Raw genomic sequence first — 17,369 nt, 5'->3', positions numbered from 1 at the left:
GGCGACGCGGGGTCCGGGGACGGCGCGGGGGTCACGACAGGGCCTTCCGTACCTGGGCCACCGTCAGCCACTTCTGCGGGGCGAGGATCTTGGCGACCTGCGGGGCGAAGGACGGGGAGGCCACCGCCACGTCCGCGGTCGGGCCGTCGGCGATCACCTCGCCCTGCGCGAGCAGCACCACCCGGTGGGCGAGCTCCACGGCCAGCTCCACGTCGTGGGTGGCCAGCACGATGGCGTGGCCCTCGGCGGCCAGGGCGCGCAGGATCGCGGTCAGGCGGGCCTTGGCCGCGTAGTCCAGGCCGCGCGTCGGCTCGTCCAGCAGGAGCAGCGGCGGGCGGGCCGTCAGCACCACGGCCAGGGCGAGCGTCAGGCGCTGCCCCTCCGACAGGTCGCGCGGGTGCGTGCCGTCGGCGACGCCGGGCAGCAGCTCGGACAGCAGGGCGCGGCAGGTGCCGGGCTCCGCGCCCGCGTCCCGGTCGGCGGCCAGGCACTCGGCGGCGACCGTGTCGGCGTACAGCAGGTCCCGCGGCTCCTGCGGGACCAGGCCGACGCGGCGCACGAGGTCGCGGGGCGGCGTCCGGTGCGGTACGGCGCCGGCGGCGCGGACGGAGCCGGCGGACGGCTCCACCAGACCGACGAGCGCCGACAGCAGGGTGGACTTCCCGGCGCCGTTGCGGCCCATGAGGGCGACGGTCTCACCGGGGGAGACGGTGAGGTCGACGCCGTGCAGGGTCTCGGCCCGGCCGCGGCGCACGGCGAGGCCGCGGGCCTCGGCGACGGGACCGGAGCGGGGGACGGGCCCCGGCCCCCGGCGGGGCGGCCTGCGCCGCGGCCACCGGCGCGGGAACGGGACGGACCGGACGGCGGACGCGCCGACGCCCTCCGGGACGACCGCCGGGACGGCCTCCGGAGCACCGTCTTGGGCGGCCTTCGGAGCGGTCTCCGGAGTGCCCTCCTGGGCGGCCTCCAGAGCACTCCCCGGGGCGGCGGCCTCCGGAGCACCCTCCGGGACGGCCTTGGAAGTGGTCTTCCGCGTGCCCTCCGGGGCGCCTTCCGGTCCACCCTCCGGGACGGCCTCCGGCCCACCCTGCGGTTCACCTTCCGGTCCACCCCGCGGTGCCGTCCGCCCGGCGAGCCGCTCCCGCAGGGGTGCCGCCCGGCGCCGGGCGTCCCGGACCGTCAGCGGCAGCGGGGACCAGCCCGCCAGGCGGCCCAGCTCCACCACCGGCGGGCACACCGGGGAGACGGCCATCACCTCGGCCGGGGCGCCGGCGACCGGCGCCGCCCCCGGTTCCGGCAGGAGGACGACCTGGTCGGCGTACTGGATGACGCGTTCCAGACGGTGTTCGGCCATCAGGACCGTGGTGCCGAGGTCGTGGACGAGGCGCTGGAGGACGGCGAGGACCTCCTCCGCGGCGGCCGGGTCCAGGGCCGAGGTCGGCTCGTCCAGCACCAGCACCGCGGGGTGCGGCGTGAGGACCGAGCCGATCGCCACCCGCTGCCGCTGCCCGCCGGAGAGCGTGGCGATCGGGCGGTCGCGCAGGTCGGCCAGGCCGAGCAGGTCGAGGGTCTCCTCCACCCGGCGGCGCATCACCTGGGGCGGCAGGCCCAGCGACTCCATGCCGTAGGCGAGCTCCTCCTCCACGGTGTCCGTCACGAAGTGGGCCAGCGGATCCTGGCCCACGGTGCCGACGACGTCGGCCAGGTCGCGCGGCTTGTGGGTGCGGGTGTCGCGGCCGGCGACGGTGACCCGGCCGCGCAGGGTGCCGCCGGTGAAGTGCGGCACCAGGCCGCTCACCGCGCCGAGCACGGTCGACTTGCCGGCCCCCGACGGGCCGACGAGCAGCACGAGTTCGCCTTCCGGGACGGTGAAGTCCACTCCCTGGACGGTGGGTTCGCTCGCCCCGTCGTACGTCACGCTGACGTCCTCGAAGCGGATCACGACGCCTCCTCGGCGGATACGGGACGGGCGGATACGGGACGGCCGGGGACAGGACGGCCGGGGGCGGGGCGGTCGGGGGCGGGGGTGACGAAGGCGGGCAGCAGCCCGAGGAGGACGGCCGCCGCCGGCCACAGGGGCAGGGCGGGCGCGACCGGCGGGACCACACTCGGGTTCAGCGCGGCCGGGTCGCGGACGGCGGCGAGGGCCAGCAGGGCCGCGACCGCGGCGCCGGACGCGGCGACCAGGCCGGACCGCAGGTCCCAGCGGTCGGGCCGGTAGCGGGTGCGCAGGGAGCGGCGGCCCCCGAGCCACAGGCCCGCGAGGGCGGCGGCGACCCCGGCGAGCAGCACGGGCAGCCCGTACGTGCCGCCCTCGGCGGTGAGCATCCCGTACGTTCCCGCGCAGACGCCGAGCAGCCCGGCCAGGGTGAGGGCGGCGGTCGTACGGCGGACGGCGGCGGGGACCCGCGCGGTACGGCCGTACCCGCGGGCGTCCATCGCGGCGGCCAGGGCCACGGAACGCTCCAGCGCGCCCTCCAGGACCGGCAGCCCGACCTGGAGCAGGCCCCGCACGCCCCGGTCGGGCCGGCCCCGCAGCCGGCGGGCGGCGCGCAGGCGCCGCACGTCGGCGATGAGGTACGGGGCGAAGGTGAGGGCGACGACGACGGCGACGCCCGTCTCGTACAGGGCGCCGGGCAGGGCCTTGAGGAGGCGGGAGGGGCTGGCGAGGGCGTTCGCGGCGCCGACGCAGATCAGCAGGGCGGCCAGCTTCATGGCCTGGTACAGCGCGTAGGCCAGTCCCTCGGCGGTGACCTCGCCGCCCAGGCGGATGCCCTGCGCCCAGTCGGGCAGCGGGACCTCGGGCAGCGTGACGAGCACGTGCGTGCCGGGGACGCCGGAGCCGAAGACGGCCATGAAGACGAGGCGGACGGCGATGACGGCGAGGGCCAGCTTCACGAAGGTGCCGTAGGAGCGGGACCAGGGGGCGTGCGGGCGGCGCGCCGTCACGACGTACGCGGAGACCGCGACGAGCAGGGCGAGGAGGAGGGGGTTGGTGGTGCGGGTGGCGGCGGCTCCGAGGCCGAGCGCCCACAGCCACCAGGCACCGGGGTGCACGGCGGCGCCGTCACGCATGCCCGCGCCTACGCTTTCCTGCGCCGCCGCGCCTGCCACACGGCCGCCCCGCCCAGCACCACCACGAGCCCGACGCCGGCGAGGAGACCGGCCGACGGCCCGCTCTCGTCCTTCTCCGGGTCCCCTTGCTCCTTCTGCTCCTTCTGCTGCTTCTGCTCCTTCCCGCCTTCCGCCACCTGCTCGCCGCACCCCTTCCGCGGGTAACCGGCGATGGCGCACAGCAGGGCGTTGGCGTCGTAGCGCAGCGGTCCGGCGACGGCCGCCAGGGCGTCCGCCGTCGTCGCGCCGGGGGAGACGCGGGCGCAGGCGGTACGGCGGCCGGGCGGGGTCTCGCCGGACGGGGCGTCGGCCGCCGTACCGAAGTCGAGGACGAGCGCGACCCGCTTGCTGCCCTCGTGGGCGGGCGTGCCGCCGCAGACCGACGCGAAGTCGGCGGCGCCGCGCGGCCGGGCCGCGTCCCCGGAGTCCTCGCTCACCGCGAACCGGAAGCCCTGGACGTCGCCGTCGTCGGGGCGGGCGGTGGACGGGCCCTGGGTGGCATACGTCCACCGGTCGCCCTCGCGCTCCCAGAACGACCAGTAGCGGTACCCGGCGGCCTGAGCCTGGCCGGCGCCCGCGAGCAGCACGAGCGCGGTCAGGGCGAGGAGGGCGGCGCGGCGGATCACGGCTGCTGCTTCCGGTTGCGGCCGCTGAACAGGAAGCCGATGCCGATGCCGGCGACGAGGCAGACGCCGACGAACCACCAGACGCCGAGGCCGCCGTCCTCCTCCTTCTTCTCCTTGTCCTTCTCCTCGTCCCCGCTCGCCGTCGTCGCGCTGACCGTCACGCTCGCCGTCGGCACGTCGGGACCGGTCGCCTGCAACCGGGCGACCAGGTCGGTGCCGCCGAAGGCGCGGGGGTCGGTGCCCGTGGCGTGGGCGGCGAGGATCAGCTGGGCCCAGGCGGCCGGGCCGCTCTGCTTCGCCCAGGTCGCGGCGTTCTCCTCCAGCCAGCGCAGCGGCTTCGCGGCCCGCTCGGCGCCGCCCTGCGCGGCGAGCGCGACGACGGCGTCGGCGGTGTTGCCGTAGTCGGGCTGGTCGGCGGCGCCGGCGAGGGCGGAGGTGAGGTGGCCGGTCTTGGCGACGGCCTGGGAGAGATAGGCGGCACCGCCCGCGGCGGCCTCCTGCCGGGTGGGCTTTCCGGAGCCGGCGCACTCGGCGTCGGCCGCCTTGCCCGGCCCGGTCACCAGGCCCTTGCCGAGCGCGCCGAGCACACCGGCGGCGGTGGCGTCGGCGTTGGCGGACAGCTTGCCCTTCTCGTCCGGCTGGAAGGCGAAGGCGCCCTTGCCGTCGCCCTCGCAGGGCAGGGCGAAGGCGAGCAGGGCGTCGTAGGGGGACTTGCCGCCCTTGGTGACCTGCTCCGGCTTCTCGCCGGCGGCGGTCAGGGCGCCGATGACGACGGAGGTGGAGTTGGCGTCGCTGGGGCCGCCCGGCGTGTAGCCCCAGCCGCCGTCCTTGTTCTGCACGGACTTCAGCCAGGTGAGGGCCTTGCCGGTGGCGGCGTCGTGGCCGCCGAGGGCGGCGAGGGCCTGGACGGCGGCGGCCGTGCTGTTGGTGTCGACCGCGGTCTTGGCGTCGCAGGGCTTGGCGGTGTCGGCGCGGAAGGGCGCGAAGGCCCCGTCGGCGCACTGCTGCCGGGTGAGCCAGCCGACGGCCTGCGCCGGAGGCTCGACACCCACCGCGTCCTGCGCGAGCAGGGCGAGGGACTGGCGCCAGACACCGTCGTACGTCGGGTCGGAGGTGCCGTACAGCCCGGCGGTGCCATCCGCCTTGGCCAGGGCCGACGGGGACGGGGACGGGTCGGCGGCGACCGCGGGCGCGGCGGCGCCGATCACGGCTATGGCGGCCAGGGCCGCGGCGCTGCGACGGCGGACGTTCATGATCGGCGGGTGCCTTTCCCTGCGGCGGGCCGGGCAGCACGGGACACCCCCGGGCGGCTCGGCTCCGTATACCTCGACGGTGCCCGTGCACCGGCGGGCGCCGGGCACGTGAGCCGGTCACGGTCCCGCCCGGGGCGATCCGGCTCACCGCCGGGAACGGCGGTTTACGGTTGCGGGTCAGCGCCGGAATTGCACCGGCTTCCCCCCGTACGGGTGTGATGACGACCTGGCTACTTTACCCGGCCGGGGGAGGGCGGCCGGGGTGGCCCGAGGGGGCGGCCCGGGGGCACGGCGCCTCTCCTGCGCCACCGGAATTTTTCTCCAGATTTGCCCCCTTTAGGGGGTTCCATCAGGAGAAGAAAGGTTTATCCTGATGTCAGGCCTACGGGGCGAGTGAGGGAGTCCAACCGGAGTAGCCGACTTCGGCGAGAAGCCTCGGCTTCCGCTGATGCCGACGTCGACGGTCGGGCTGAGAGGCCGGAAGGTCGAGAGACCGGACGGCGACCCCCAGTCACCTGATCCGGGCAATACCGGCGAAGGGAACCCGTCTCGTAGGTCCTTCGCGTGCCGCCGCACCCGTGCGCGTACCTCTACTGCCTCGACGCGTACTTCCGCGTGTGCCCCAGCCCCTTGTCCGGGCCCGTCTCCGGGCCCGTGTCCGCGCCCGCCAGGTCGATCAGCCGGCACGCCGTCTCGATGTCGGCCTTCACCTGCGCGGCCGAGGCCCGCCCGGACAGCCAGGCGATCAGCGCCGAGTGCCAGGTGTGCTCGACGACCCGGATCGCGGAGAGCTGCTCGGGGGTGGGGCCGGCGAGACCCGTCGCGTCCAGGATGATCGCCGTCGTCCGGCGGGAGACCTCCTCGGCCTCCGCGCTCACACTGCGGTCCGCGAACGTCAGCGCCCTGACCATCGCCTCGGCCAGACGCGGCTCGCGCTGCAGGGCGCGGAAGGCCCGCAGCAGGGTCTGCGCCGCCCGCCGGGCCGCCGTGCCGCCCGTCGGCGGCCGCCTGCGCAAGGCGGTGTGCAGATGCTCCAGCCGGTCCTGCATCGTCGCGACCAGCAGATGCACCTTGGAGGGGAAGTAGCGGTACAGCGTGCCGAGCGCCACCTGGGAGGACTCCGCGACCTCCCGCATCTGCACCGCGTCGAAACCGCCCCGCCCGGCCAGCTCGGCGCTCGCCCGCAGGATGCGGCGCCGGCGCGCCTCCTGCCGCTCGGTGAGGGCGGGAGCGGCGGCTCGCGCGCCGGGGGCCGTCACGGCGTCCGCCCTGGTCACTCTGGTCACGTCGGCCCCCTGTCCGCCTCGGCCGCCGTGGCGCGAATCACCCGGTCCACGGGCCACAGCGCCCTTACCTGCCGGTAGATTCAGAGCCTCTGAACGATCAAGTCTGAAACTTGTTCCAGATTAACGTCCCGGCGTAACCTCGCGGGACAGTGCAGGGAGAAGGGGGCCCGGAGTGACCGCTGAGGCCAGTCAGGCGGGTCCCCGCCCGGACCTCGCGAGCGACGGCTCGCGGCCGCTTCGCATCGCACTCCTCACCTACAAGGGAAACCCGTTCTGCGGCGGCCAGGGCGTCTACGTCCGGCACCTCTCGCGCGAACTGGCCCGCCTCGGCCACCACGTCGAGGTGATCGGCGCCCAGCCCTACCCCGTCCTCGACGAGGACGAGGAGTACGCCGGCGGCCTGCGCCTGACCGAACTGCCCAGCCTGGACCTCTACCGCCAGCCCGACCCCTTCCGCACCCCGAAGCGCGACGAGTACCGCGACTGGATCGACGCGCTGGAGGTCGCCACCATGTGGACCGGCGGCTTCCCCGAGCCGCTGACCTTCTCCCTGCGCGCCCGCCGCCATCTGCGCGCCCGCCGCGGGGACTTCGACGTCGTCCACGACAACCAGACGCTCGGCTACGGCCTGTTGGGCGACCTCGGTGCCCCGCTGGTCACCACCATCCACCACCCCATCACCGTGGACCGGCGGCTGGAGCTGGAGGCGGCCCGGACCTGGCAGCGCCGCTGCTCGGTGCGCCGCTGGTACGCCTTCACCCGCATGCAGAAGCGGGTCGCACGCCGCCTGCCGTCCGTGCTCACCGTCTCCGGCAGCTCCCGCCAGGAGATCGTCGACGACCTGGGCGTGCGCCGGGACCGCGTCCACGTCGTCCACATCGGCGCCGACACCGGCCTGTTCTCGCCCGACCCCTCGGTGCCGCAGGTGCCGGGCCGGATCGTGACCACCTCCAGCGCGGACGTGCCGCTCAAGGGCCTCGTCTTCCTCGTCGAGGCGCTGGCCAAGGTGCGCACCGAGCACCCGGACGCCCACCTCGTCGTCGTCGGCAAGCGGCCCGCGGAAGGCCCCGTCGCGCAGGCGGTCGAGCGGTACGGACTCGAAGGCGCCGTCGAGTTCGTCAAGGGCATCTCCGACGCGGAACTGGTCGACCTGGTGCGCTCGGCCCAGGTCGCCTGCGTGCCGTCGCTGTACGAGGGCTTCTCGCTGCCGGCCGCCGAGGCCATGGCGACCGGGACGCCGCTGGTGGCCACCACCGGCGGGGCGATCCCCGAGGTCGCCGGCCGCGACGGCGAGACCTGCCTGGCGGTGCCGCCCGGCGACGCGGGCGCGCTGGCCGCCGCGCTGGGCCGGCTGCTCGGCGACCCGGAGCTGCGGGCCCGCCTCGGCGCCGCCGGACGCGAGCGCGTGCTGCGGCACTTCACCTGGGCCCGGGCCGCCGAGGGGACGGTGGCCCACTACCGGGAGGCGATCGCCCGCGCGGCCACTCCGGGCGCCGCCCCCGCTCCCTCCCCGGCCCCGCCGGGCGCCCCCTCGGCATCGCGGCGGGCCCCGTCCGAGCCCCCCGTTCCCACCAGTGTCACCGGCGTCTACCCCGAAGGCAGGGCCACGTGCTGACCGTCGACTTCTCCCGGTTCCCGCTCGCCCCGGGCGACCGCGTCCTGGACCTCGGCTGCGGGGCCGGCCGGCACGCCTTCGAGTGCTACCGCAGAGGCGCCCGGGTCGTCGCCCTGGACCGCAACGGCGAGGAGATCCGCGAGGTCGCCAAGTGGTTCGCGGCGATGAAGGAGGCCGGCGAGGCCCCCGAGGGTGCCACCGCGACGGCCATGGAGGGCGACGCGCTCGCGCTGCCCTTCCCCGACGAGTCCTTCGACGTCGTCATCATCTCCGAGGTGATGGAGCACATCCCCGACGACAAGGGCGTGCTCGCCGAGATGGTCCGCGTGCTCAGGCCCGGCGGGCGCATCGCCGTCACCGTGCCCCGCTACGGCCCCGAGAAGGTCTGCTGGGCGCTGTCCGACGCCTACCACGAGGTCGAGGGCGGCCACATCCGCATCTACAAGGCGGACGAACTGCTCGCCAAGATGCGCGAGGCCGGCCTGCGGCCCTACGGCACCCACCACGCCCACGGGCTGCACTCGCCGTACTGGTGGCTGAAGTGCGCGTTCGGCGTCGACAACGACAAGGCGCTGCCGGTGCGGGCGTACCACAAGCTGCTGGTCTGGGACATCATGAAGAAGCCGCTGGCCACCCGGGTCGCCGAGCAGGCGCTGAACCCGCTGATCGGCAAGAGCTTCGTGGCGTACGCGACCAAGCCGCACCTGCCGCACCTGCCCCCGGTGGACGCCGCGTGACGACGCCCCGCACGGAACACCTCGTCCTGCCCGGGGTGCTCACCGACGCGCAGGCCGCCGCCACCGTGCGCGGCATCCTCGCCGTCCAGCGCGAGGACGGCGCGCTCCCGTGGTTCCGCGGTCACCACCTCGACCCCTGGGACCACACCGAGGCGGCGATGGCGCTGGACGCGGCCGGCGAGCACGAGGCCGCCGAGCGGGCGTACGCGTGGCTGGCCCGCCACCAGAACGAGGACGGCTCCTGGTACGCCGCCTACGCCGACGGCGACCCCGGCCGGGTCACCGACCGCGGCCGGGAGACCAACTTCGTCGCCTACGTCGCCGTAGGGGTCTGGCACCACTACCTCTCCACCGGCGACGACACCTTCCTGGACCGCATGTGGCCGGTGGTGTACGCGGCGGTCGAGTGGGTGCTGCGGCTCCAGCAGCCCGGCGGGCAGATCGGCTGGCGGCGCGACGACGACGGCACGGCCACGGCGGACGCCCTGCTGACGGGCTGTTCCTCCGTCCACCACGCGCTGCGCTGCGCGCTCGCCATCGCCGAGCAGCGCGAAGAGCCCCAGCCCGACTGGGAGCTGGCGGCCGGCGTGCTGCGCCACGCGATCCGCCGCCACCCGGAGCGGTTCCTGGACAAGGGCCGCTACTCGATGGACTGGTACTACCCCGTCCTGGGCGGCGCGCTGACCGGCGCGGAGGCCAAGGCGCGCATCGAGGAGGACTGGGACCGCTTCGTCGTCCCCGGCCTCGGCGTGCGCTGCGTGGTGCCCAACCCGTGGGTCACCGGCGGCGAGTCGGCCGAACTCGCCCTCGCGCTGTGGGCGACGGGCGAGTCCGACCGCGCCCTGGAGGTCCTCCAGTCGATCCAGCACCTGCGGGACGAGGCCAGCGGCCTGTACTGGACCGGCTACGTCTTCGAGGACGACGCGATCTGGCCGCGGGAGCTGACCACCTGGACGGCCGGGTCCCTCCTCCTCGCGGTCGCCGCGCTCGGCGGCCACGAGGCCACCTGCGCCGTCTTCGGCGGCGACCGCCTGCCGCGGGGGCTGGAAGCGGACTGCTGCGGCTGACCCGGGTGGGGAGCGGGAACGGAAAACGGCCCCCCGCCCGGCAGGGCGAGGGGCCGCACGGCACACTGCGGCGGGCCGGCCGGTCAGCCGCGCTGGATGCCGGAGGTGTCCTGGAGGACGCCGCGACGGCCGTCCTGCGTCTGGGCGACCAGGGCCGCACCCCGCTGCTCGACGGCCAGGTACCAGGTGCCCGGCGCCAGTTCCGCGACCGGCGTCGGGGAGCCGTCCTCCGCGTACAGCGGGCGCGGCACCGGCACGGCGAACCAGAACGGCGAGAAGTCGGCGGCCGGCTGCGGCTGCTGGGCCTGCTGCGGCTGGGCCCCGTACGGCTGACCGGGCTGGCCCGGCTGAGCGCCGTACGGCTGCTGCTGCGCGCCCGGGTAGCCGTAACCGCCTTGCGGCTGGGCGCCGTAGGGCTGCGGCGCGGCCGGACGCGGGGCCGGGACGAGGGCGCCCTTGAGGGCGGGGACCAGCGGGGTGGCGATCGCGGCGACCGCCATGAGCAGCGTGGCGACGAGCGCGAGGATCAGGCCGGTGCCGGCGTCGGGGCCGTCACTGGGGACACCGCCGAAGTTGTCGGCGCCGCCGGCCGGGTCGAAGACGTTGCCGAGCGCGGACCAGGCGGCGAAGACGGTGAAGGCGACACCGAACTGGCCGAGGTCGAGACCTGCGACCTTCCGGGGCTGCGACAGACCACGCGCCACCACGACGAGCGCGGCACCGATGAGGCCCGCCAGGACGACCCCGAGGACGACCGGGCCGCTGCCCCACAGGCTGGGGAATTCGACGTCGTCCGGAGCACCGTCGATCGAGTAGAGATCGAGGAACGAGGCGATGAACAGCAACACCGCTGCTCCGATCACCACGCCGTCGCCTCGAGTGAGGGAGCGGATATTCACTTCAGGTCCTTCGTAGGTCGTCGTCTCGTCGTCGGTAGAGGGCCGGTAGAGGCGTTGCTGCCACCGTGTCGCGGTCAGGCCCGGGTGTGAAGCGCGGGGGTGGCCCCTCATCGTACGGATGACACTATCGTCCGCACGGTCCGCCTGTCCGCCGGGACCGGCACGCGAGCCCTCTGCCCGCCCCTTATCCGCGCAGGAAACCCACGATTCCCTCGGAGATGCCCTGCGCCGCCTTCTGCCGCCAGGCGCCGCTGGTCAGCAGCGCCGCGTCCTGGCTGTCGCGCATGTTGCCGCACTCGATGAACACCTTGGGGACCTGCGACAGGTTGAGACCGCCGAGGTCGGTGCGCGTGACGAGACCGGTGCCGCCGCCGACGTAGTTGGAGGGCGCGCTGCCGGTGGCGCGGACGAAGTGGCCCGCGATGCGCGTGCCCAGGTCGCGGGAGGGGGCGACGATCGGGCGGGTGTCGGCGGCGCCCGCGTGCACCGCGCCCGGCAGGATGACGTGGAAACCGCGGTTGCCGGCCCCCGAGCCATCGGCGTGGATCGAGACGGCGGCGTCCGCCTTCGCCTCGTTGCCGATCCGCGCCCGCTCGTCCACGCACGGCCCGTACGGCCGGTCGCCGTCCTGCGTCAGCCGCACCGTGGCGCCCTGCCGCGTCAGCAGATCGCGCAGCCGGTGCGCCACGTCGAGCGTGAACGCGGCCTCGGCGTAACCGGCGTTGGTGGACGTGCCCGTCGTGTCGCACTCCTTCCAGTTCGTCCCGATGTCCACCTTGCGGTTGATCTCGCTCGGGTACCGGAAGTTGCCCGGGTTGTGCCCCGGATCGATGACGACGACCTTCCCCTTGAGAGGTCCGGAGGCGGCGGGCGCGGACGGTGACGGGGTGCGGCGGCCCGGCGAGGCCGTGGCCGTCGAGGCGGCCGGGGCCGTGGGCGTGGCAGCCGTGGACCCGGACCCGCCGGCGGGCTCCTTTGCGTCGTCGCCGGAGGCGGCGGGCGCGCTGGAGGACGGCACCGGCGGCGTCCGCACGCCGGCCGCCCGGTCCGCCCCGCCCTCGTCCCGCGGCCCGCCGACGGCCGCGTACACGCCCCACCCGAGCAGCGCTCCCGGCACCAGCGCGGCCAGCGCCACGGTCAGCGGGCGGCGCAGCGGGGAACGGCGAGGCCGCGGAGGGTCGAAGTCCGGTCCGGTGTACGACACGCCTGCCACCCTAGCGGCCGTTCCCGGCGCCCACAGGGTGCAGAACGGCCCGACGGGTGACGCGCGCCGGGCCGCCGGGGGAGCGGGCGGTGGTCAGATCCCCGGCCCCGTCCGCCGCAGCACCCGCAGCGAGTCCGTCGCCGAGACCTCGGCGAACGCGCCGGAGGCCAGGGCCCTGAGGTAGATCCGGTAGGGGGCCTGGCCGGTGAACTCGTCCTGCGGGTCCGGGAAGACGTCGTGGATGGCGAGGAGCCCGCCCTTGGCCAGGTGCGGGACCCAGCCCTCGTAGTCGGCGTTCGCGTGCTCGTCGGTGTGGCCGCCGTCGACGAAGACGAAGCCGACGGGGGTGTTCCAGACCGCGGCCACCTGGGGCGAGCGGCCGACGAGGGCCACGACGTGGTCCTCCAGGCCCGCCCGGTGCAGGGTGCGGCGGAAGGCGGGCAGCGTGTCCATCAGGCCGATCTCGGGGTCGACCGTCTCCGGGTCGTGGTAGTCCCAGCCGGGCTGCTGCTCCTCGCTGCCGCGGTGGTGGTCGACGGTGAGCGCGGTGACCCCGGCCCGGCGGGCCGCGTCGGCGAGCAGGATCGTGGACCGGCCGCAGTACGTGCCGATCTCCAGCAGCGGCAGCCCCAGCCGGCCCGCCTCCACGGCCGCCGCGTACAGCGCGAGCCCTTCGTGCGGGGGCAGGAACCCCTTCGCGGCCTCGAACGCGGCCAGGATCTCGGGCGTCGGTGCCGCGGGCATGGGGCCTGCCTTTCCGGAAGAAGACGTATGACGTGTGCGGAGATGCGAGAAATGCACGTGAGGGGCGTACGGGTGTCCGGGCGCCCATGCTGCCGTACCCCCCGTCGGCGGACGACAGGGGGTACGGCGGGCGACGGCAGGGGGCACGGCGGGCGGTGCGCCGCCGGTGCCGGTGGCGTCAGGCGGAGACGGTCTCGCCCGGCAGTGACAGGTCCAGGTCGACCGGGCGGTCGCCGCCGGTGTGCGTCGCCGCGTGGGCGAGCGGGCCGTGGCCCGTGGCGCGGGCGGCCAGGACGTAGGGGCCCTGGGCGGGGACGGCGAGGGCGTAGCCGCCGTCGTCGGCGGAGAGGGTGGCGCCCGCCTGGCGGCCGTGGCGGTCGATCAGGGTGACCTTGGCGCGGGCGACGGGGGCGCCGGTGGCGTCCAGCACTCGGCCGCGGAAGCCGCGCAGCACTTCCTCGGCGCGGGCCAGGCTGGCGTCCTCCTCGCTGCTGGCGCGCAGCTGGGGCCGGGCGGCCGGGCGCTGCCGGGGCAGGAAGAGGGCGAGGACCAGGCCGACGGCGACCGCGGCGGTCGCGATCAGGAAGGAGACGCGGAAGCCCTGCATGGTGGGGACGGCGACGCCGCCCACGTCGTGTGCCGTGTTGGCCAGGACCATGCCGACGACGGCGCTCGACACCGAGGTGCCGATGGACCGCATGAGGGTGTTGAGGCCGTTGGCCGCGCCCGTCTCGGAGGCCGGGACCGCGCCGACGATCAGCGCGGGCAGGGAGGAGTAGGCCAGGCCGATGCCGGCGCCGAGCACCACCGAGGTGATCACGGTCTGCCAGGCGGCGCTCATGAGGCCGAGGCCGCCGCCGTAGCCGACGGCGATGACCAGCAGGCCGATGATCAGCGTGGTGCGCGGGCCGTAGCGGGCGGACAGCCGGGCGTACACGGGCGCCGTGAACATCATCGTCAGGCCCAGCGGGGCCACGCACAGGCCCGCGACGACCATCGACTGGCCGAGGCCGTAACCGGTGGCGGTGGGGAGCTGGAGGAGCTGGGGCAGGACGAGGGAGACGACGTAGAAGCTGACGCCGACCATGATCGAGGCGAGGTTGGTCAGCAGGACCTCGCGGCGGGCGGTGGTGCGCAGGTCGACCAGGGGCGCGGCCAGGCGCAGCTCCATCAGGCCCCACAGCAGCAGGACCACGACGGCCGCGGCGAACAGGCCGAGCGTGGTGCCCGACGCCCAGCCCCAGTCGCTGCCCTTGGTGACCGGCAGCAGCACCAGCACCAGGCCGGCGGACAGGCCGAGCGCGCCCGGCAGGTCGAAGGAGCCCTGGGCGCGCAGCGGGGACTCCGGTACGACGGCCAGGGTGAGGGCGATGGCGACGGCGCCGAGGCCGGCGGCGCCGTAGAAGAGGGCGTGCCAGTCGGTGTTCTGCGCCACCAGCGCCGCGGCGGGCAGCGCGAGGCCGCCGCCGACGCCGATCGAGGAGCTCATCAGCGCCATGGCCGAGCCGAGCCGCTCGCGCGGCAGCATGTCCCGCATCAGGCCGATGCCGAGCGGGATGGCGCCCATGGCGAAGCCCTGGAGCGTGCGGCCGGCGATCATCGTCAGCAGCTCGCTGGTGAGGGCGCTGACCAGCGCGCCGGCGACCATCACGGACAGGCTCAGGACCAGCATGCGCCGCTTGCCGTAGAGGTCGCCGAGACGCCCCATGATCGGCGTGGCCACGGCACCCGAGAGCAGGGTCGAGGTCAGGACCCAGGTGGCGTTGCTGGGGGAGGTGTCCAGCAGCTGGGGCAGGTCCTTGACGACCGGGACGAGCAGGGTCTGCATCACCGCGACAACGATGCCCGCGAAGGCGAGCACGGGGACGACGGCCCCGCTGGCTCGCCGGGCGGGCCGGTCGGTCGTCGTGAGCGTCATGAACATGGCCTCCGGGCCGGAAGAGGTCGGCAGAAGTCGGACGATCGTGATGATCGAGGGACGGGGATACGTGCTGCCTGAACTCCGTGTGTCAGGGCAACTATTCCGTTGCTTTGGCACCCTAACGAATTCTTGACTCTTCCATGGGAATCCGATGCGCCGTCAGGTTCTCCCGCCTCCCGAGCCCGGCGCCCCGCACCCCGAGCCCGGCGCCCGGCCCCCGCTCCGGCCGGGCGGGCCCCGGACGGGCTCCGGAAGGACTCTGGACGGGCTCCGCGCGGCCTGCACCCCGGCCTGGGTCCCGGCCTACGCCCACAGAAGGAGACCCCGGTGCGGCGAAATACCGATGCAAGGACCAAAAGCGGGTTGAGACCATGACCCCCATGCTCGAAGCCGCCGGCACCACCACCCGCATATCCCGCCGCACCGCGCCCCCCACCTGGCTGGTCGTGGCGCTCGCCTGCGCCGGACAGTTCCTCGTCGTGCTCGACGTCTCCGTCGTCAACGTCGCCCTGCCGTCGATGCGGGCCGACCTCGGCCTGAGCGGACCCGGCCTGCAGTGGGTGGTGAACGCCTACGCCATCGCCTTCGCCGGGTTCATGCTGTTCGGCGGCCGGGCCGGGGACCTGTACGGCCGCAAGCGCATGTTCCTGGCCGGGCTCGCGCTGTTCACCCTGGCCTCGCTCGGCGGCGGGCTGGCCCGGGAGGGGTGGGAACTGCTGGCGGCCCGGGCGGTCCAGGGACTGGGCGCCGCGGTGCTGGCCCCCTCGACGCTGACGCTCCTGACCGCGGCCGTGCCGGAAGGGGCGGCCCGGGCCCGGGCCATCGCCACCTGGACCGCGGTCGGGGCGGGCGGCGGCGCCGCCGGCGGACTGGTCGGCGGGGCGCTGGTGGACGGACTCTCCTGGCGCTGGGTGCTGCTGATCAACGTACCCGTGGGCGCGGTGGTGCTCCTCGGCTCCCTGCGGTGGCTCCCGGAGAGCCGCGCAGGTGACGGGCGGCGCCTGGACCTGCCGGGCGCGCTGCTGGTGACGGCGGGCCTGGCGACGCTGGCGTACGGCATCTCGCAGACCGAGACGCAGGGGTGGACGGCCGCCGCCACGCTGGTGCCGCTGGTGGCCGGCCTCGCCCTCGTCGGGCTGTTCCTCGCCGTCGAGGCGCGCACGGCGGCGCCGCTGATGCCGCTCGGGCTGCTGCGGCTGCGGGCGGTGGCCTCGGCGAACGCGGCGATGTTCCTGTGCGGGTCGGCGATGTTCTGCATGTGGTTCTTCATGACGCTGTACGCGCAGAACGTGCTCGGCTACACCCCGCTGGAGGCCGGGTTCGCGCTGGTGCCGAGCTCGCTCGCGGTCGTCCTGGGCTCCAAGCTCGCGCCCCGCCTCATGGCGGTGACCGGGGAGCGGAACCTGGCCGCGCTGGGCACGCTGGTCGCGGCGGCCGGCTTCGGCTGGCAGTCGGCGATGCGCGCGGACGGGGGGTACCTGACCTCGGTCATGTTCCCGGGCATCCTCATGATGCTCGGCGCGGGACTCGCCGCGACCCCGCTGGCCGCGCTGGCCACGTCCGGGGCGGCGCCGGGGGAGGCCGGGCTGGTGTCGGGCCTGGTCAACACCTCCCGCACGATGGGCGGTTCGCTCGGGCTCGCCGTCCTGTCGACGGTGGCGGCGTCGCGGTCGGCGGGGAGCGGCACACCGCAGGCGCTGACGGAGGGGTACGCGCTGGCGTTCCGGGCCGGGGCGGGGGTGCTCGTCGCCGGGGCGCTGCTGATGTGGGTCTGGCTGCCGAGGCGGACCGCCACCGGCGGCGTGGGCGACGGCCGACCGGAGTGAGGGCGGGTCCCCTGGCGTTCCCCAGAGTTCCCGGCGACTCTGGCCCTCCCGGAACCCGCCGACCCCAGGAGCCCCATGCCCGTCGACGCAGCCACGGCGCTCGCCGCCGCCCCCGTCTCCCGGGAGATCGCCTGGGGCCCCGGTGACGTCCAGCTCTACCACCTCGGCATCGGCGCCGGGGTGCCCGCGACCGACCCCCGGGAGCTGCGCTACACCCTGGAGACCCGGCTGCACGTCCTGCCCGGCTTCGCCACCGTCGCGGGCGGCGGCCCGCCCGGCGTCATCCGGGCGCTGTCCGTGCCGGGGGTGGACGTCGACCTGGCCCGCGTCCTGCACGCCGGGCAGTCGCTGACGCCGCACCGCCCGATCCCGGTCCGGGGTACCGCGACCGCCGTCTCCCGCGTCACCGCCGTGTACGACAAGGGCACGGCGGCCCTGCTGGTCCTGCGCACCGAGGCCGCCGACGCCGACGGGCCGCTGTGGACCGAGGAGGCACTCGTCCACGTACGGGGAGAAGGCGGCTGGGGCGGTGACCGCGGGCCGTCCGGCCGCCCCGCACCGCCCGCCGGCCCGCCCGACGCGGCCGTCGAGCGGGCCGTGCGCGAGGACCAGGCCCTCCTGTACCGCCTCACCGGCGACCGGAACCCCCTGCACGCCGACCCGGAGTTCGCCGCGCGCGCCGGGTTCGGCCGTCCCGTCCTGCACGGGCTGTGCACCTACGGCATGGCGCTGAAGGCGGCCGTCGACACGCTGCTCGACGGGGACGTCGGCCGTGTCCGGTCGTACACCACGCGTTTCGCCGGGGTCGTGTACCCGGGGGAGACGCTACGGGTACGCATGTGGCGGCAGGGGCCGGAGGGACGGAAGGAACCGGGAGAACTGGAAGGGCTGGAGGAGCCGGAGGGGCGGATCCGTATGACGGTGACCGCTGTCGAGCGGGACGACGCGTCCGTCCTCACCGACACCGTCGTCGGGTACCGCTGACGTCGTCGTCGGGTACTGCTGACGTCGTCGTCGGGTACTGCTGACTCCCGGCCGCCGGCTCCCCGTCCCGCCGGTCTCCCGGCCCGCCGGCTC

14 protein-coding genes and 2 riboswitches are annotated in these 17,369 nt (G+C 75.3%); of the genes, 5 read left to right on the top strand and 9 right to left on the bottom strand.

The features are described from left to right. Positions 1-31: 31 nt before the first annotated feature. From ABZ340_RS07835 to ABZ340_RS07815, 5 genes are all read right to left on the bottom strand, one after another. On the bottom strand, positions 32-1,942 hold the full coding sequence (locus ABZ340_RS07835) for an ATP-binding cassette domain-containing protein (RefSeq protein WP_358780863.1): 1,911 nt from the start codon (positions 1,940-1,942) through the stop codon (positions 32-34). Next, positions 1,939-3,075, bottom strand: coding sequence for an energy-coupling factor transporter transmembrane component T (locus ABZ340_RS07830; protein ID WP_358780862.1), 1,137 nt, complete (start codon positions 3,073-3,075; stop codon positions 1,939-1,941). The genes ABZ340_RS07835 and ABZ340_RS07830 overlap by 4 nt, the downstream gene beginning before the upstream one ends. A gap of 8 nt (positions 3,076-3,083) precedes the next feature. Further along, on the bottom strand, positions 3,084-3,740 hold the full coding sequence (locus ABZ340_RS07825) for an SCO2322 family protein (protein WP_358780861.1): 657 nt from the start codon (positions 3,738-3,740) through the stop codon (positions 3,084-3,086). Then, entirely contained in the window at positions 3,737-4,993 is a 1,257-nt protein-coding gene (locus tag ABZ340_RS07820; protein ID WP_358780860.1) for a prenyltransferase/squalene oxidase repeat-containing protein, read from the bottom strand. The genes ABZ340_RS07825 and ABZ340_RS07820 overlap by 4 nt, the downstream gene beginning before the upstream one ends. Positions 4,994-5,125: 132 nt before the next feature. Next, a riboswitch (cobalamin riboswitch) is annotated at positions 5,126-5,198 on the bottom strand. Positions 5,199-5,378: 180 nt separating this feature from the next. Continuing rightward, a riboswitch (TPP riboswitch) is annotated at positions 5,379-5,552 on the top strand. A gap of 31 nt (positions 5,553-5,583) precedes the next feature. Beyond that, positions 5,584-6,270: a TetR family transcriptional regulator gene (locus tag ABZ340_RS07815; protein ID WP_358780896.1), complete on the bottom strand. Its 687-nt coding sequence runs from the start codon at positions 6,268-6,270 to the stop codon at positions 5,584-5,586. Between the two features lie 181 nt (positions 6,271-6,451). On the opposite strand from ABZ340_RS07815, the gene ABZ340_RS07810 reads away from it, so the two are divergent. The 3 genes from ABZ340_RS07810 to ABZ340_RS07800 are packed head-to-tail and all read left to right on the top strand — an operon-like array spanning position 6,452 to position 9,698. Further along, positions 6,452-7,894, top strand: coding sequence for a glycosyltransferase family 4 protein (locus ABZ340_RS07810; RefSeq protein ID WP_358780859.1), 1,443 nt, complete (start codon positions 6,452-6,454; stop codon positions 7,892-7,894). Then, positions 7,888-8,631: a class I SAM-dependent methyltransferase gene (locus ABZ340_RS07805; protein WP_358780858.1), complete on the top strand. Its 744-nt coding sequence runs from the start codon at positions 7,888-7,890 to the stop codon at positions 8,629-8,631. Before ABZ340_RS07810 ends, ABZ340_RS07805 begins: the two co-directional genes overlap by 7 nt. Continuing rightward, on the top strand, positions 8,628-9,698 hold the full coding sequence (locus ABZ340_RS07800) for a prenyltransferase (RefSeq protein ID WP_358780857.1): 1,071 nt from the start codon (positions 8,628-8,630) through the stop codon (positions 9,696-9,698). Before ABZ340_RS07805 ends, ABZ340_RS07800 begins: the two co-directional genes overlap by 4 nt. A gap of 83 nt (positions 9,699-9,781) precedes the next feature. Here ABZ340_RS07800 and ABZ340_RS07795 read toward each other — a convergent pair whose 3' ends face one another. The 4 genes from ABZ340_RS07795 to ABZ340_RS07780 all read right to left on the bottom strand — a co-directional run bounded on the left by ABZ340_RS07795 (position 9,782) and on the right by ABZ340_RS07780 (position 14,463). Beyond that, a complete protein-coding gene (locus ABZ340_RS07795; RefSeq protein ID WP_358780856.1) occupies positions 9,782-10,597 on the bottom strand; it encodes a hypothetical protein in 816 nt (271 codons plus the stop codon). 184 nt (positions 10,598-10,781) lie between these two features. Then, positions 10,782-11,801, bottom strand: coding sequence for an N-acetylmuramoyl-L-alanine amidase (locus tag ABZ340_RS07790; RefSeq protein ID WP_358780855.1), 1,020 nt, complete (start codon positions 11,799-11,801; stop codon positions 10,782-10,784). A gap of 93 nt (positions 11,802-11,894) precedes the next feature. Continuing rightward, positions 11,895-12,545 (bottom strand): class I SAM-dependent methyltransferase, encoded by a 651-nt coding sequence (locus ABZ340_RS07785; RefSeq protein ID WP_358780854.1) that lies wholly within the window; start codon positions 12,543-12,545, stop codon positions 11,895-11,897. A 178-nt stretch (positions 12,546-12,723) separates the two neighbouring features. Then, positions 12,724-14,463 carry an MFS transporter gene (locus ABZ340_RS07780; protein ID WP_358780853.1) on the bottom strand — a complete coding sequence of 580 codons (1,740 nt, stop codon included), beginning with the start codon at positions 14,461-14,463 and terminating at the stop codon, positions 12,724-12,726. A gap of 383 nt (positions 14,464-14,846) precedes the next feature. Here ABZ340_RS07780 and ABZ340_RS07775 point away from each other — a divergent pair, with 383 nt between their 5' ends. Together ABZ340_RS07775 and ABZ340_RS07770 are read left to right on the top strand one after the other, a co-directional pair. Next, on the top strand, positions 14,847-16,292 hold the full coding sequence (locus ABZ340_RS07775; protein WP_358780852.1) for an MFS transporter: 1,446 nt from the start codon (positions 14,847-14,849) through the stop codon (positions 16,290-16,292). Positions 16,293-16,367: 75 nt separating this feature from the next. Beyond that, positions 16,368-17,276: a MaoC/PaaZ C-terminal domain-containing protein gene (locus ABZ340_RS07770; protein ID WP_358780851.1), complete on the top strand. Its 909-nt coding sequence runs from the start codon at positions 16,368-16,370 to the stop codon at positions 17,274-17,276. Positions 17,277-17,369 lie beyond the last annotated feature (93 nt).

The organism is Streptomyces sp. NPDC006134 (genome assembly GCF_040628835.1).
Taxonomy (GTDB): Bacteria; Actinomycetota; Actinomycetes; order Streptomycetales; family Streptomycetaceae; genus Streptomyces.
This window is presented reverse-complemented; position numbering and strand designations above follow the sequence as displayed.

Bases quoted from the DNA above. Each gene is read 5' to 3' on its own strand.
- ABZ340_RS07770 (WP_358780851.1), top strand. From the start codon at position 16,368: ATGCCCGTCGACGCAGCCACGGCGCTCGCCGCCGCCCCCGTCTCCCGG.
- ABZ340_RS07785 (WP_358780854.1), bottom strand. From the start codon at position 12,545: ATGCCCGCGGCACCGACGCCCGAGATCCTGGCCGCGTTCGAGGCCGCG.
- ABZ340_RS07820 (WP_358780860.1), bottom strand. From the start codon at position 4,993: ATGAACGTCCGCCGTCGCAGCGCCGCGGCCCTGGCCGCCATAGCCGTG.
- ABZ340_RS07830 (WP_358780862.1), bottom strand. From the start codon at position 3,075: ATGCGTGACGGCGCCGCCGTGCACCCCGGTGCCTGGTGGCTGTGGGCG.
- ABZ340_RS07780 (WP_358780853.1), bottom strand. From the start codon at position 14,463: ATGACGCTCACGACGACCGACCGGCCCGCCCGGCGAGCCAGCGGGGCC.
- ABZ340_RS07775 (WP_358780852.1), top strand. From the start codon at position 14,847: ATGCTCGAAGCCGCCGGCACCACCACCCGCATATCCCGCCGCACCGCG.